This window comes from Actinomadura geliboluensis, from assembly GCF_043197915.1.
GTDB classification, from domain to species: Bacteria; Actinomycetota; Actinomycetes; order Streptosporangiales; family Streptosporangiaceae; genus Spirillospora; species Spirillospora geliboluensis.
In genome coordinates this window covers 103,153-117,010 of the sequence record NZ_JBICUA010000021.1, presented here as the reverse complement: position 1 = coordinate 117,010, position 13,858 = coordinate 103,153, and the positions used below count along the sequence as shown (strand labels likewise).

Annotated in this window: 15 protein-coding genes; 6 read left to right on the top strand and 9 right to left on the bottom strand. The window is 72.9% G+C overall.

The window, feature by feature from the left end:
• Positions 1-75: 75 nt before the first annotated feature.
• A complete protein-coding gene (locus ACGFI1_RS42970; protein WP_392793417.1) occupies positions 76-1,083 on the bottom strand; it encodes a methyltransferase in 1,008 nt (335 codons plus the stop codon).
• A gap of 108 nt (positions 1,084-1,191) precedes the next feature.
• Positions 1,192-1,692, bottom strand: a complete 501-nt coding sequence (locus tag ACGFI1_RS42965) for an HAD domain-containing protein (RefSeq protein ID WP_387078671.1) — start codon at positions 1,690-1,692, stop codon at positions 1,192-1,194.
• 89 nt (positions 1,693-1,781) lie between these two features.
• Here ACGFI1_RS42965 and ACGFI1_RS42960 point away from each other — a divergent pair, with 89 nt between their 5' ends.
• Together ACGFI1_RS42960 and ACGFI1_RS42955 are read left to right on the top strand one after the other, a co-directional pair.
• Positions 1,782-2,636, top strand: coding sequence for a class II glutamine amidotransferase (locus tag ACGFI1_RS42960; RefSeq protein ID WP_392793416.1), 855 nt, complete (start codon positions 1,782-1,784; stop codon positions 2,634-2,636).
• A gap of 87 nt (positions 2,637-2,723) precedes the next feature.
• On the top strand, positions 2,724-3,536 hold the full coding sequence (locus ACGFI1_RS42955) for a PIG-L family deacetylase (RefSeq protein WP_301176360.1): 813 nt from the start codon (positions 2,724-2,726) through the stop codon (positions 3,534-3,536).
• On the opposite strand, the gene ACGFI1_RS42950 is transcribed toward ACGFI1_RS42955, so the two are convergent.
• The 5 genes from ACGFI1_RS42950 to ACGFI1_RS42930 form a co-directional block, all read right to left on the bottom strand.
• Positions 3,529-4,671 carry an ARPP-2 domain-containing protein gene (locus ACGFI1_RS42950; protein ID WP_392793415.1) on the bottom strand — a complete coding sequence of 381 codons (1,143 nt, stop codon included), beginning with the start codon at positions 4,669-4,671 and terminating at the stop codon, positions 3,529-3,531. The genes ACGFI1_RS42955 and ACGFI1_RS42950 overlap by 8 nt on opposite strands.
• Positions 4,668-6,089 carry a hypothetical protein gene (locus tag ACGFI1_RS42945; protein WP_392793414.1) on the bottom strand — a complete coding sequence of 474 codons (1,422 nt, stop codon included), beginning with the start codon at positions 6,087-6,089 and terminating at the stop codon, positions 4,668-4,670. The genes ACGFI1_RS42950 and ACGFI1_RS42945 overlap by 4 nt, the downstream gene beginning before the upstream one ends.
• A gap of 214 nt (positions 6,090-6,303) precedes the next feature.
• Positions 6,304-6,666 carry a VOC family protein gene (locus ACGFI1_RS42940; RefSeq protein ID WP_387078678.1) on the bottom strand — a complete coding sequence of 121 codons (363 nt, stop codon included), beginning with the start codon at positions 6,664-6,666 and terminating at the stop codon, positions 6,304-6,306.
• Between the two features lie 71 nt (positions 6,667-6,737).
• Positions 6,738-7,370, bottom strand: coding sequence for a TetR/AcrR family transcriptional regulator (locus ACGFI1_RS42935; RefSeq protein ID WP_301176364.1), 633 nt, complete (start codon positions 7,368-7,370; stop codon positions 6,738-6,740).
• Positions 7,363-8,655, bottom strand: a complete 1,293-nt coding sequence (locus ACGFI1_RS42930) for an acyl-CoA dehydrogenase family protein (RefSeq protein WP_387078681.1) — start codon at positions 8,653-8,655, stop codon at positions 7,363-7,365. The genes ACGFI1_RS42935 and ACGFI1_RS42930 overlap by 8 nt, the downstream gene beginning before the upstream one ends.
• Before the next feature lie 107 nt (positions 8,656-8,762).
• Between ACGFI1_RS42930 and ACGFI1_RS42925 the strand changes: the two genes are divergently transcribed.
• The 3 genes from ACGFI1_RS42925 to ACGFI1_RS42915 all read left to right on the top strand — a co-directional run bounded on the left by ACGFI1_RS42925 (position 8,763) and on the right by ACGFI1_RS42915 (position 11,467).
• Entirely contained in the window at positions 8,763-9,827 is a 1,065-nt protein-coding gene (locus ACGFI1_RS42925) for a phosphotransferase family protein (RefSeq protein ID WP_387078682.1), read from the top strand.
• Entirely contained in the window at positions 9,824-10,342 is a 519-nt protein-coding gene (locus tag ACGFI1_RS42920) for a GNAT family N-acetyltransferase (RefSeq protein ID WP_356948772.1), read from the top strand. Before ACGFI1_RS42925 ends, ACGFI1_RS42920 begins: the two co-directional genes overlap by 4 nt.
• A 186-nt stretch (positions 10,343-10,528) precedes the next feature.
• On the top strand, positions 10,529-11,467 hold the full coding sequence (locus ACGFI1_RS42915; RefSeq protein WP_392793412.1) for a TIGR03621 family F420-dependent LLM class oxidoreductase: 939 nt from the start codon (positions 10,529-10,531) through the stop codon (positions 11,465-11,467).
• Here ACGFI1_RS42915 and ACGFI1_RS42910 read toward each other — a convergent pair.
• A complete protein-coding gene (locus tag ACGFI1_RS42910) occupies positions 11,464-12,174 on the bottom strand; it encodes an ATP-binding cassette domain-containing protein (RefSeq protein ID WP_392793410.1) in 711 nt (236 codons plus the stop codon). The two genes, ACGFI1_RS42915 and ACGFI1_RS42910, sit on opposite strands and share 4 nt — an antisense overlap.
• Here ACGFI1_RS42910 and ACGFI1_RS42905 point away from each other — a divergent pair.
• A complete protein-coding gene (locus ACGFI1_RS42905; RefSeq protein ID WP_386875555.1) occupies positions 12,085-12,417 on the top strand; it encodes an IclR family transcriptional regulator domain-containing protein in 333 nt (110 codons plus the stop codon). The genes ACGFI1_RS42910 and ACGFI1_RS42905 overlap by 90 nt on opposite strands.
• 168 nt (positions 12,418-12,585) lie before the next feature.
• Here the strand turns inward: ACGFI1_RS42905 and ACGFI1_RS42900 are convergent, their stop codons facing one another.
• On the bottom strand, positions 12,586-13,260 hold the full coding sequence (locus ACGFI1_RS42900; RefSeq protein ID WP_392744226.1) for a hypothetical protein: 675 nt from the start codon (positions 13,258-13,260) through the stop codon (positions 12,586-12,588).
• Between the last annotated feature and the right edge of the window lie 598 nt (positions 13,261-13,858).

Below are 13,858 nucleotides of genomic sequence, written 5' to 3'. Positions count from 1 at the left end.
TTACCACGGTCCATCCTGCACGTTCGAGGTGTGCCGGGGTAAGCGGCCCCCGGTGCGGGCGCCCGCGGCGGAGCGCTAGGCCGCGGGCGCGGCCTCGATCACGTAGTAGGAGGAGGGGGGCAGCGGCCCGGTGAACGAGACGCCGGTCAACCCGGCCGCGTCCAGCAGGTCCCGGAACTCGGCCTCGGAGCGCTCGCGGCCGCCCGTGGCGACGAGCATGTTGAGGTCGTTGCGGACGACGCGGGCCGTCTCCGGCGTGACCATCTCCGGCATCACCTGCTCCAGGACGACGACCCGCGCGCCGGGCTCCATCGCCGCGCGGATGTTCCGCAGGATGGCGAGGGCCTTCTCGTCGCTCCAGTCGTGCAGGACGCTCTTGAGCACGTAGGCGTCCACACCGGCGGGAACGGACTCGAAGAAGTCGCCCGGCACGATCTCGGCCCGGTCGGCGACGTCCGCCAGCGTGCCGGACGCGGCGTCGAGGCCGGCGGGCAGGTCGAACAGGAGCCCGCGCAGGCCCGGGTTCGCGCGCAGGATCGCGGCGAGCAGCGTGCCGTCGCCGCCGCCGAGGTCCGCGACCGTCCCGTAGCGGGAGAAGTCGTGGGCCCCGATCATCTCGGGCGCGACCGCGCGGGTGTGCTCGGCCATCGCCGTGTTGAACGTCGCCGACAGCTCCGGGTCGGTCGCGAAGTACTCGAAGGACGTCCGGCCGTTCACGCGCTTCCACGCCTGCTCGCCGGTGCGCAGCGTCCCGGTCATGTCGCCCCACGTCCGCCACACCTCGGGGCCGCAGAACAGCCTGATCAGGGCGCGGACCGAGTCGGGCGCGTCCGCGCGCAGGCGCTGCCCTTCGGCGGTCAGCGCGAACAGGTCCTGCTCCTTCTGCTCGACGGCGCCCAGGGTGACGAGGCCGCGCAGCAGGCGGAGGAGGGACGGCGCATGGGTGCCGGTCGCCTCCGCCAGCTGCCCGCTCGACCTCGGCCCGTCGGCCAGGGCGTCCGCGACGCCTATCTCCGCGGCCGTGTGCACGATCTGCGCCGGCATGTATCCGAAGGCCGCGTCCAGCAATGGTGATCTCGACATCGTCGGCTCCTTTTCCGTTCGTCCGAGGACGCTACGGACCCCCGCCGTACGCCGTCTTGGACGAATGGAACCTTCCCCACCAGGCTGGGCACCCACGTGGGCGCCGGGTCAGCGGGTGAGGGCGCGGAGCCAGGTCTCGGCGATGCCGAGGTGCTCGTCGGTGAGCCCGGTGAGCGGGTCGATCTCCACCAGGAGGTGCTCGGCGACGCCCGGTTCGCCGGCGATGCACTCGGTGGCGTCCGGCTCGTCCTCGAACCAGACGAACGGGCGGCCCTCCGCCCACGCCGCCACGTGGCGGGCCTTCCACGCGCCGAGCGAGCGGCCCTCCGCGCTGCCGGGATAGGACGGGATCGGGACGAACGGCAGTTCCGGCAGCCCGATCCTGGGCGCGATCCAGCCGTTGGCGTGGCCGCACCAGTAGCTCGCCCAGGCCAGCTCGGCGCCGGTCGACTCGGCGAGCTGGAGCAGCGCGGGGCCGTGCGCAGGGTTGAGCCAGAGCTTGAACCGCATGCCGTTCGGCGAGCACTGGTGCCGTCTGAACCCGCGATGGGGCCTCTCGAACGGATTGAGCACCCCGTCGACGTCCAGCAGCACCACCGGCGACCCCATACACCGGACGGTACGTCATCGCGGGCCCGGGGTCGAAGGTCATTTCGCGCGCCGTGTTCCGGAGGGCGCCGGGCGGGCATCCTCCGGGCATGTGCCGACTGTTCGGGATGACCACGGGCGGGCCGCGCGTCCACGCCACGTTCTGGCTGCTGGACGCGCCCGAGAGCCTGGAGTTCCAGTCCCGCCGCATGCCGGACGGGACGGGGCTCGGCTGGTTCTCGCTCGGCGAGGAGCCCGTCCGCGACCGCGCGCCGATCGCGGCGTTCCAGGACGCCGACTTCAACGCCGAGGCGCGCAACATCGTGTCGCACACGTTCATGTCGCACGTCCGGTACGCCTCCACGGGGGCGCCGGACGTGCACAACTCGCACCCGTTCGTCATGGACGACCGGCTGTTCGCCCACAACGGCGTGGTGCGGGGCCTCGACGGCCTCGGCTCGTGGCTCACCGACGTGGACCGGGCGCTGATGCAGGGCCAGACCGATTCCGAGCTCGTCTTCGCCTACGTCACCGCGGAGATCCGGCGGCACGGCGACACCACCGCCGGGCTGGTCGCGGCCGTGCGCCGCATCGCCGCCGAGCTGCCCGTGTTCGCGCTGAACGTCCTGCTCGCCGAGTCGCGGCGGCTGTGGGCGCTGCGCTACCCGGACACCCACGAGCTGTGGGTGCTCACGCCGACGCTGGAGAAGCCCGGCCCCGCCCGGCACCTGGCGTCCGACCGCGAGCCCGGCCAGGTGCGGGTGGCGGCGCACCGGGAGGCGTGCCCGGCGGTCGTCATCGCCAGCGAGCGGATGGACGACGACCCCGGCTGGCGGCTCCTCGCCCCCGGCGAACTGCTCATCCTGGACGGCCTGGAGGCGACCTCGGCGTTCCCGTTCGACGCGCCCGCGCACCCGCTGACGGTCGCGGACCTGTCGCCGGCGGAATCCACCTCCCAGGTGTGAACGACCCGGGCGTGATCGCCCCAGGTGTGATCAACTCCGCGCGACCGGACGTAGGGTGGACGGCCGAAACCCCTTTGAGGAGCCCGGATGACGCACGAACTCACGCTGATGGCCGTCCACGCCCACCCGGACGACGAGGTGCTCGGAACGGGCGGCCTGCTCGCCCGCAGCGCCGCCGAGGGCATCCGCACGGTGCTGGTCACCTGCACCAACGGCGAGCAGGGCGACGACTCCGGCGGAGTGAAGCCCGGCGAGCCCGGCCACGACGCCGAGGAGGTCGCGCGGCGCCGCCTCGGCGAGCTGCGCGAGTCGGTCGCGCTGCTCGGCATCGATCACCTGGAGCTGCTCGGCTACCGCGACTCCGGCATGGACGGCTGGGCGACCAACGACGACCCGCGCGCGTTCGCGAACGTCCCGCTCGACGAGTCCGCCGGGCGGCTGGCCGAGTTGATGGAGCGGTACCGGCCGCAGGTGGTCGTCACCTACGACGAGAACGGCGGCTACGGGCACCCCGACCACATCCAGGCGCACCGCATCGCGCTGGCCGCCGCGGAGCGGACCGGCGTGCCCGACAAGTTGTACTACACCGCCATCCCCCGGTCGGGCATCAAGCAGATGTTCGACGCCGTCCGGGAGGCCGGCGTGGAGATCGACTTCGACCCGCCGGAGGACTTCGGCACCCCCGACGAGCTGATCACCAGCGCGGTCGACGTCTCCGCGCACGTGGACGCCAAGCGCAAGGCCCTGGAGGCGCACGCCAGCCAGGGCGAGAACATCTTCCTGCTGCGGATGCCGGAGGAGATGCAGCGCGCGGCGTTCTCGTACGAGGCGTTCGTCCGGCACTTCTGCCGCGTCGAGGCCCCGGACAAGGAGGAAGACCTGTTCGCCGGCCTCAGGTAGCCCGCCGCTGCGCCCGGTAGTGGTCGAGGACGTCCTGCCGCAGCAGGTAGCCGAACCCCGCCCGCTCCAGGCGCAGCGCCAGTCCTCCCGAGTCGGTGCCGAGGGCCGCGGCGGCGGCGCTCAGCCGCCAGTCGTGCTCGGCGAGCCTGCGCAGCAGGTATCCGCGCCTGACCTGCGTGTCCGACAGCCGGAACGACTTCAGGTAGGCGACCCGGCCGTCCCCGTCGGTGATCGCCTCGCCGATGTGGTTCTCGCCGCGCAGCGCGAACGACGGCAGGAACCGCGCGAGCTCGAACCCGTGCAGGTGCTGGACGACCTGCCGGGTGCCGTCCTCGTCGAACAACTGCCCGGCCATCACCGCGTCGTGGAACGACGCCCACTCCTCCCGCTGGATCTCGGCCGCGGCCCGCAGGTCCGCCAGGGTGCGGATGCCGGCGCCGTCGATGCGGGCGGACAGGTCGCCGGCGGGCGCGCCCAGCAGCCCGTACATGTAGATCAGCTCGCCGAACAGGTCCTCGACCAGCGTCGGGTGCAGCGCCCGGTAGTCGTCGGGATGCGGGACGACGAAGGCGCTCGCCAGCGAGTCCGCGACGTAGACCATGACGCCGCACTGCCCCGGATGGATCTCGAAGATCCTCAGCGCGTCCTCCAGGCCCCGCACCCGGTGCCCGGTGTAGGTCTCCTCGCAGCGGGGCGACAGGCCCCGGGCGACGGCCCGGCGCGCCCACTCCTCCCAGGCGATCTCCGGGCCGCCGAAGTGCAGCGCGAGGTAGCCCTCGACGGCCAGGTGCAGGGGCAGGAAGCGGAGCCGGTTGCGGTCCGCCTTCCGCGCCATGCGCCGCACGACCCGGACCGGGATGCGCGGCGGCGCCTGCTCACTCGCGCGGTCCAGCAGCCGCGTCCCGTAGGAGGCGCCCGGGAGCTGGTCGCCGTCGTCCCATGCGGCCACGAAGGCGTGCGGGACGAACGACACGTAGTACGCGTCGCCCACGTCCACGACCGACACCGGCTCGGCGTACACCTTGCGGTGCAGCCGCAGGTTGGGGACGGGCTCGTCACGGATGAGCGGGACGAGCCGCACCGAACCCCACGCCTGCGCCGGGCCCGTCTCCAGTCCCTCAAGGTCGAACGTCATGCCGGCGCTCCCAGGAACCGGGCGGCCCGGTCGTCGAGGTGGGCCCGCAGCTTGGCGAGCCCGACCCGCCCCTCGGCGAACCTCGCCAGCTCCACCAGCGTGGCCAGGTTCTCGGCGTCGCGGATGCCCGCCGTCGGGACGGCCGGGGCCAGCCGCCGCACCTCGAAGCCCTCCGCGTCGTACACCGGGTTGAGGTGCACGATCAGGGTCCGCTGGCCGGGCGCCACCCGGTGGCCCGGGTCGAGCCGGGTCCGCCAGACCCGCAGCACGTCGGCGGCGAGGCCGGGCGGGGCGTTGTCCCAACCGTCGGAGACGATGAGGAGCCGCTCGGGGGCGGTGTCCAGCGCGTCGATGATCCGCAGGCCGAGCGGCGTCGGGCCGGACGGGTAGAGCAGCAGCTCGTCGGTGCGGCCCGACGTCCACAGCGGCGTGTACTCCTTCGCCAGCGCCTCCAGCAGGTAGTGCACGGCGAGCGCGACCGCGAGCGGGCGGCGCCGCTTCTCCCCCGAGCCGAGGGAGGAGTAGCTGTCGTCCAGCACGGCGGCGACCCGGCCCCACGACCCGCGCGCCGCCCCGGCGACCCGCCGGGCCGCGGTGCGCAGCGCCCGCGACAGCTCGGCGCGCCGCGCGGACCGCTTGTCCAGCGACAGCGACAGCACATACGACGCGAGCCGCGTCAGCGGCATCTCCCCCAGCTCCGCGGAGACTCCGGCGCCCTGCATGCGCAGCCGCTCCAGCCGGGTCATCCGGTGCTCGATCCGCTCCAGGAACACCTGGCGCGGGATCCCGTGCTTGGCCGCGAACCCCTCCGCGACCGTGTACGGCAGCTCGTAAATGGCGGCCTGCTCGTAGTGCGCCCGGCGCCACCGCTCGAAGATCGGCGTCTGGAACGCCTTCACCGACCGCGGCGCGAACAGGAAGGAGTGCTGCTCCGGGTCGAACCGCAGGTGCGCGTGCCGCGCGACGTCCTTCACCGCCCCGCGGTACTTCACGAAGTCGAAGGCGGGGTCGCGGCGCCCGGCCATCCAGTCGCGGATGATGGCGCGCGTCCGCCGGTTGTTCACCCCGAGCCGCCGCAGGTCCCGGAAGACCCGGTACACGCGCTGCTGCGGCATCGTCTCCAGCCGCCGCGCGATCAGCAGCCCTTCGCGCCTGCGCCGCTCGACCGCGACATCGCCCGCCCGCACCAGCAGGTTCCGGATGATGATCGCCGCGTTGTGGTCGTTGACGTCCAGCGCCAGCGCGGCCGCGTACACCTCGCGGTAGTTCTCCAGCATGTACTCGTGCAGGAACCCGAGGCTGAGCCGCTGCTGCGCCCCGTCGCCGTGGAACTCCCGCTGCCCGGTCGAGGTGATCGCCGCGTTGACGAACATCAGCACGTCCTCGCACGCGACGAGGTCCGCGAACGTCTCGCTCATGGTTTCCCGGGCTCGGTGGGGGCGATGGGGGGCGCCGGCCGGGGAAGGGAAGCGCGAGCTGGCGAATCATCACTTCAAAGGTGGGTTCCGGAAGTCGCACCGAAGTCCCGCGGCCGGCTCCCGGAACCGTAACACCGCCCCCGCTCCCGAGCCTCCGAATATCCGCGGACGGGGCGGGGTGGTCAGGGACGGTGATGATTAGGGACGGTGGTGATCAGGGGCGGTAGGTGCCGAAGTACCAGGTGTTGCCGTCGGGGTCGCGGGCCGCGTAGTCGCGGGAGCCGTAGTCCTGGTCGGTGAGGGGGCTGGTGATCTCGGCGCCGGCGGCCTCGGCGCGGTCGTGGTGGGCGTCGGGGTCGTCGACCGCGACGTAGACCGAGGCCGGGGCCGTGTCGGCGGTGCCGAGCATCAGCAGGCCGGTGTCGAAGCGCATCTCGGCGTGGACGATCCTCCCGGTGTCGTCCCGGTGCGCGGCGATCTCGGCGAAGCCGAACGCCTTCTCCAGCCACGCCATCGTCCGCGCCGGGTCGGCGGACCTGATCAGCGGGTAGAAGGTCCGGCGGATCTCACTCGTCATGTCGTCCTCCCTGGGTCTGGCATGCCCAGTGTGCGGGGCGAGGATCCGCCCCGTCTTGGACGGATGGCACCTCAGCGGCGGGCGGCGTCGCGTTCGGCGGCGAGGCGGCGGGTCTCGGGCGAGACGGGGGCGCCGAGGATCGCGGCGACGACGTCGATCAGGTAGCTGGTGAACAGGCGGTCGTCGGTGCGGGGGCCGGAGCGGGCGCGGCGGGCCAGCTCGATCGACGCGTACAGGATGGCGGTGAAGCGGCGGTGCAGGCGGGCCGCGTCCTCTTCGAGGAGGGGCTCGACGAGGTTCCGCCAGCGGCAGAGGCTGTCGCGGGGGTCGTCCAGCACAGCCATCGGGACGAGCGGGTTCGGGCGGTTCACCACGTCCGCCCAGATCTGCAGGTAGGCGCGGCCGGACGGGTCGGCCAGGCGGGCCGCGAGCGGGCGGACGAGGGCGGCGGCGAGCGGGCGGACGCCCCGCTCGCCGTCCTCGTAGGCGTCGAGCAGGGCGTGCCGGCGGGCCTCCACGTCGGGGGCGTGCCGGGCGAAGATCGCGCGGAGGATCCCGGCGCGGTCCCCGAAGTGGTACTGGACGGCCGTGGCGTTGCGGGCGCCGGCCTCCTGGAGGATCTCCCGGAGGCTGACGGCGTCCACGCCGCGCGCGGCGTACAGGGCCTCGGCGGCGTCCAGCAGCCGCTCGCGGGTGTCACTCATCGGCGATCGCGAGCTCCAGGGCCTCGGCGAAGCGCTCGCGGGCGGCCTCGCGGCGGGTCGGCAGGTGGCCGGACGGCCATAGCCCCTCGACCGGCTCGACGTCGCGCAGCAGCTGCCGGGCCAGGGTGATCTTGTGGACCTCGGTGGGGCCGTCGGCGATGCCGAGCGCCTCGGCGGCGAGCAGCATGCCGGCGAACGGCATCTCGTTGGAGACGCCGAGGGCGCCGTGCAGGTGCATCGCGCGCTGGACGACGTCGTGGTAGACCTTCGGCATCGCGGCCTTGACGGCGGCGATGTCCTTGCGGACCTTCTTGTAGTCGCCGTGCTTGTCGATCAGCCAGGCGGTGCGCAGCACGAGCAGCCGGAACTGCTCGATCTCGATCCAGCTGTCGGCGATCTTCTCGCGGGTCATCTGCATCTTGGCCAGGGCGCCGAACCGGGTCTGCCGGGACACCGCCCGCTCCAGCATCATGTCGAACGCCTTGCGGACCTGCGCGATCGTCCGCATCGCGTGGTGGATGCGGCCGCCGCCGAGGCGGGTCTGCGCGATGACGAACGCGCCGCCCTCGTCGCCGAGGAGGTTCTCGGCCGGGACGCGGACGTCCTCGTAGCGCAGGTAGCCGTGCGAGCCCTCGCGCTCGCCGCCGACGCCGACGTTGCGGACGGTGGTGAGCCCGGGCGCGTCGGCGGGCACGATGAACATCGACATGCCCTCGTAGGCCGACACGTCGGGGTTGGTCACCGCCATCACGATCAGGAAGGTCGCGTGGCGGGCGTTGGAGGAGAACCACTTCTCGCCGTTGATGACCCACCCGTCCCCGTCCCGGACGGCGCGGGTGGTGAACAGGGTGGGGTCGGCTCCCCCGTGCGGCTCGGTCATCGAGTAGGACGAGGAGATGTCGCCGTCCAGCAGGGGGCGCAGGTAGCGGTCCTTCTGCTCGGGCGTGCCGAAGTGGGCGATGATCTCGGCGTTGCCGGAGTCGGGCGCCTGGCAGCCGAACACCGACGGCGCCCACCGGGAGCGGCCGAGGATCTCGTTCAGCAGAGCCAGCTTGACCTGGCCGTATCCCTGCCCGCCGAGGTCGGGGCCGAGGTGGCAGGCCCACAGCCCCTTGGCGCGGACCTGGTCCTGGAGGGGGCGGACGAGCCGCTTGTAGCGGGGGTCGCTCTTGTCGTAGGGGTCGCCGAGCACCAGGTCGAGCGGCTCGACCTCGTCCCGGACGAAGGCGTCCGCCCAGTCGAGGAGTTCCTGGTAGTCGGGGTCGGTCTCGAAGTCCCATGCCATGGCGAGCCTCCTGCGTCGTTTCCCCCGATAATCGACCTACCTCAGTAAGTAATGCAAGTGCATGACTGTTACCCTCCGGATGACCTTGCGCCGGAAAGGGACCCGCCGTGCAGCCTGAGCAGATCGACCGCGCCCTCGTGGACTTCGCCGTCCTGGCCGGGTGGATGGACGACCGGGGCCTGCCGGGCGGCCCGTTCGAGGACGTCGCGCCGCTCGCGGGCGGCACGCAGAACACCCTGATCCGGTTCCGCCGGGGCGGCCGCGACTACGTGCTGCGGCGCGGCCCGGCGCACCTGCGGGCCAGGACGAACGACGTCCTGCGCCGCGAGGCCCGCGTGCTGGGGGCCCTCGACGGCACCGACGTCCCGGCGCCGCGCCTCATCGCGGCCTGCCCGGACGAGTCGGTGATGGGCGGCGCGGTCTTCTACCTGATGACGCCGGTCGAGGGCTTCAACGCCTCGGTCACGCTCCCGGCCCTGCACGCGGGCGACGCGTCCGTCCGGCGGGAGATGGGGCTGAACGCGGCGCGCGCGCTGTCGGCGCTCGGCGCCGTCGACCACGAGGCGGCCGGGCTGGGCGACTTCGGCAAGCCCGAGGGGTTCCTGGAGCGGCAGGTCGGCCGCTGGATGTCCGAACTCGACTCCTACAGCGCGCTCGACGGCTACCCCGGCCCCGACATCCCCGGCCTGGACGACGTCGCCCGCTGGCTGGAGGAGCACCGTCCCAAGGTGTGGCGGCCGGGCATCCTGCACGGCGACTACCACCTGGCCAACCTCATGTACTCCTTCGACGGCCCCGAGGTCGCCGCGATCGTCGACTGGGAGATGTGCACGATCGGCGACCCGCTGCTCGACCTCGGCTGGCTGCTGGCCACCTGGCCGGACCGCGACGACCAGAGCGCCGCGCTGGCCGGGCCGCTGGGCGAGGCGGGCGGGCTGCCGGCCGCGGACGAACTGGTCGCCACCTACGCCGAGCGCGCGGACGCCGTCGCCGGGCGCGACCTGTCGTCCATCACCTGGTACGCGGTGCTCGCCTGCTTCAAGCTCGGCATCGTCCTGGAGGGCACGCACGCCCGCGCGTTCGCGGGCAAGGCGCCCCGGGAGACCGGCGACCTGCTGCACGCGATCACCCTCGGCCTGTTCCGCCGCGCGCAGGGCTTCATCGGCGCATGATCGAGATCCGGAGCGGCGGGCCCGCGGACGCGCCGCTGATGCTCGCCATGCTGGACGGCGCGGTCGCGTGGCTCGCGGCCCGCGGCCGGACGGGCCAGTGGGGCAGCGAGCCGTGGTCGGGCGATCCGCGCCGCGTGGAGCGGATCGAGGGCATCGCCCGCGACGACGAGCTGTGGGTCGGGCAGGTGGACGGCCGCCCGGCCGGGGTCATGGCGGTCGCGCCCCGTCCGGCGCCCTACGTCGACCCGGCCGGCGAGCCGGAGCTGTACATCACGCTGCTGGTGACCGACCGGGCGTTCGCCGGGCACGGCGTGGGTTCCGCGCTCATCGCGAAGGCCAAGGACGAGGCGCGGGCCAGAGGCGTCTCCCTGCTGCGCGTCGACTGCTACGGCGGCGGCGACGGGCGGCTCGTCGAGTACTACCGCCGCAACGGGTTCGAACCCGTCGCCGAGTTCACCGTCGGCGACTGGCCGGGGCGCCTGCTGGCACAGCGGGTGGAGCCCCGCGGAGCTTGAAAATCCGCGCGGCGCGACGCAGCCTGGGAAGGGACCGGTGCGAACGGGGCAGTCGGTGACGCCCTTACGCCGCACGGACGGCGACCGAGCCGCTCGTCCCGTTCCGCCGGTCGAGACCTCCTGCCGGGAACCCTCTTGTCGGATTCCCGCCAGCACCCGCACCCGCCCGGCGGGCACGCTCATGGCATGGCAGGGAACTTCCGCTTCGGCGTCGTGGGCGAGTCGATCAGGTCGGGCGACGGCCTGGTCGAGACCGCGCGGCGCGCCGAAGCCCTCGGATACGACGTGCTGACGCTGCGGGACCATTTCGTCGCCGAGCCGTTCGGCGACCAGCTCGCGCCGATGGTGGCGCTGGCGTCCGCCGCGTCCGCCACGACCACGCTGCGGCTGGGCACCATGGTCCTCGCCAACGACTTCCGGCATCCGGTGATGCTCGCCAAGGAGGCCGCCACCCTCGACCACCTGTCGGGCGGGCGGTTCGAGCTCGGCATCGGCGCGGGCTGGCTCCGCGACGAGTACGAGGCCGCGGGGATGCCGTTCGACCCGGCCGGGACGCGGGTCGGGCGGCTGGAGGAGTCGCTGCGGATCCTGCGGAGCCTCCTCGGCGGCGAGAAGACCGACTTCGCCGGGGAGCACTACCGCGTCGACGGGCTGACCGTCTTCCCGCGGCCGGAGCGGCGGCCGCCGCTGGTCGTCGGCGCGGGCAGCGCCCGCATGCTCGGGATCGCCGGGCGGCACGCCGACACGGTCGGCGTCCTCCCCCGCGCCCTGCCCGAGGGCGCGATCTCCGACGAGCTCACCGAGCGGCTGCCGGACATCATCGCCCGCAAGGTCGACCGGGTCCGGGAGGCCGCCGGCGGCCGGGACGTGGAGCTGAGCATGATGGTGAACCCCGTGTTCGGGGACGACCCGCGCCGCACCGCCGCCCGCGTCGCGGTGACGCGGGGCTGGGGGACGTCGTCGGCGGGGCTCGTGCTGGAGATGCCGTCGCAGTTCGTCGGCCCGCCCGAGCACATGGCCGAGCAGATGCTCGCCCGCCGCGACCGCTACGGCTTCACCTACTACCAGGTCCCGGACTCGGCCATGGAGGCGTTCGCGCCCGTCGTCGGGCTCCTGGCCGGCTAGCCGGGGGCGGCGAAGCCCGCGTTCATGGCAAGGCTCAGCTCCTGCTCGGTGAGCCGGTCGCCGGCGAGGGCGGCGACGATGCGGCCGTGCTGGAGGACGACGACGCGGTGGCACAGCTCGACCAGCTCGGCAAGGTCGCTGGAGGCGATCAGCACCGCCTTCCCCTCGGCGGCCAGGCCCCGGACGATGCCGTGCAGCTCGCCGCGGGCGCCGACGTCCACACCGCGGGTCGGGTCGTCCAGGACGAGGACGTCCGGGTCCGCGTCCAGCCACTTCGCGAACACGGCCTTCTGCTGGTTGCCGCCGGACAGGTCGCTCGCGCGGGCGTGGACGCCGCCGCGGACGCGGAGGCGCTCCAAATGCTCGCGGGAGCGGGCGACGAGGCGGGAGCGGCGCGGCATCGGCCCGCCGCGGCCCTGCCCGAGCCAGCTCACCGACGTGATGTTCTCCCAGAGCGCCTTGTCAAGCATCAGCCCGCGGCCCTTGCGGTCGCCGGAAACGTAGGCGACGCACATCGTGACCGCGTGTCGGGGCGAGCGCGGCGACCGGCCGTCCGGCAGCCGGACCGTCCCGGACGTGGGCCGGGCCCGGCCGCAGACGGCGTCGAGCACGGCGAGGTGGCCGGACTCCTGCAGCCCGGCCAGCCCGACGATCTCGCCGCCCGCGACGGTGAGCGACACGTCCCGGAGCCGTCCCGGCACGGTCACGGAGGCGAGGGCGACCGCGGCTACGCGGTCAACCGCGAGGAGTCGGAGGCCGGGGTGTCCGCGGTCGCCGCGCCGATCCTCGACCGGCGGCGCCGCGCCATCGCCGCGATCTCCATCACCGGGCACGTGTGCCGGCTGGACCTGGACCGGCTCGCGCCGGCCGTCCGCACGGCGGCGCGGGCGCTGTCGAGGGAGCTGGCGCGGGAGGGCCCCGGAGAGCTGAAAACGGGGACTCCCCGGTGATCTCGCGATACCGGGGAATCCCCGTCTTCCATGCACCGGCAGCCCTGTGCCGGGTCTATGTGAGGCCGGACGGACGGAAGTGAGCGGGCTCACATCGCCGTCACGGGCCTTCTTCTTGTGTCAGCCGCTTCACCGGGTCACCGGTGATGTGGCCTCAGTTCCTTCGGGTCAGGAGCCGAAGGGACGCGGAGCGCCCTTCTTCCCGGCGCCGTGGCCCCAGGACAGGACCTCCCACTTGACGCCCTTCAGGTGGCCCTCACCCGTGCCGGAGTTGTACTTGCTCTTCGGCTTCCCGCCGTCCAGCAGGTAGCGGAAGGTGTAGGTGTCGAGGTCGAGCATGACGCCCCGGTGCGAGGGCTTGCCCGGCCCGCGGTCGCCGACGAAGCCGGTGACGCTGCGGCCCTTGTAGCTGACCTTGACCTTGGTGTGGAGGGGCCAGCTCGGGCTGGCGAACAGGCCCTTCTGCATCGGCTTGCCGCCGGCCGGGGCGCCGGTGTCGCCGTTGACGCCCGACCCGTCGTCCCAGAAGTAGGACGCGGTGGTCTTGCCGCTCAGCAGCGACTTGGAGCCGGTCTTCTCGCGCTTGGCGTCCGGCTTGGCCGCGGCCTTGGAACCGGACTTGGAACCGGCATCGGGGGCGGCCTTGGCCTCGCCCTTCTCAGCGGCGTCGAAGGTCTTCTTGGGGGAGGTCTTGTGCTCCTGCGAGGCCACGGCCTGCTGCGACAGGAACTGCTTGTCCGGAGCGGAGTCATCGCTGGCCGCTGCGACGCCGGCCACCAGCATGCCCGCGAGGGCGGTGCCGGTCACGCCGGTCAGGACGACATTGATCGCTCGCTGCTGCATTGATTTCCTTCGTTCGGGGTACAGGGCTGCCGCTCCGCGCCGGGGCGCTCCGCCGGGTGGCGTCGCGCCGGATTCCGGGCAGGGGGAAGCGGCTCCGAGACTCGGGACTCGGGAGGTGCCGCCGCGGTGAAGGACCCGCTTGGAACGATCCACGGGCATGGTGGACCGCGCCCGCACTCAGGTGCGCACGACCGTTCTCGGGCATGCGTGAACACGGGCTTGGTTCAAACGGAAGGAACGCCGGGCCGGGGGCTCATGGGCGCATCCCGGATACGCGCGGCCGGTGCATGGGACGACCGCGGTTCGGCGCGATGATTCCCGCCTGGCGGGCGGGAGGCGACGGCTATGCGATTGGCCAGGTCAAGGGTTCTTTGACCCGACCTGCGGTTGACTATATACGGCATTACCGTACTTTCGCCAAACCGCCGTTTTCTTTACCTTTGCCCAGGTAGATCGTTTTCCCGAGGACTGGACTGGAGCCCCTTTGGCATCGGGCTTCCGGGTCGTCCGCCCCGCAAAGAACGATCTTTATGGTCCCCGATCACGGCCTGCGCGAGCGCGCCGTACCGCCTCAGAGACCGGGCAGAGGGCCGAGGAG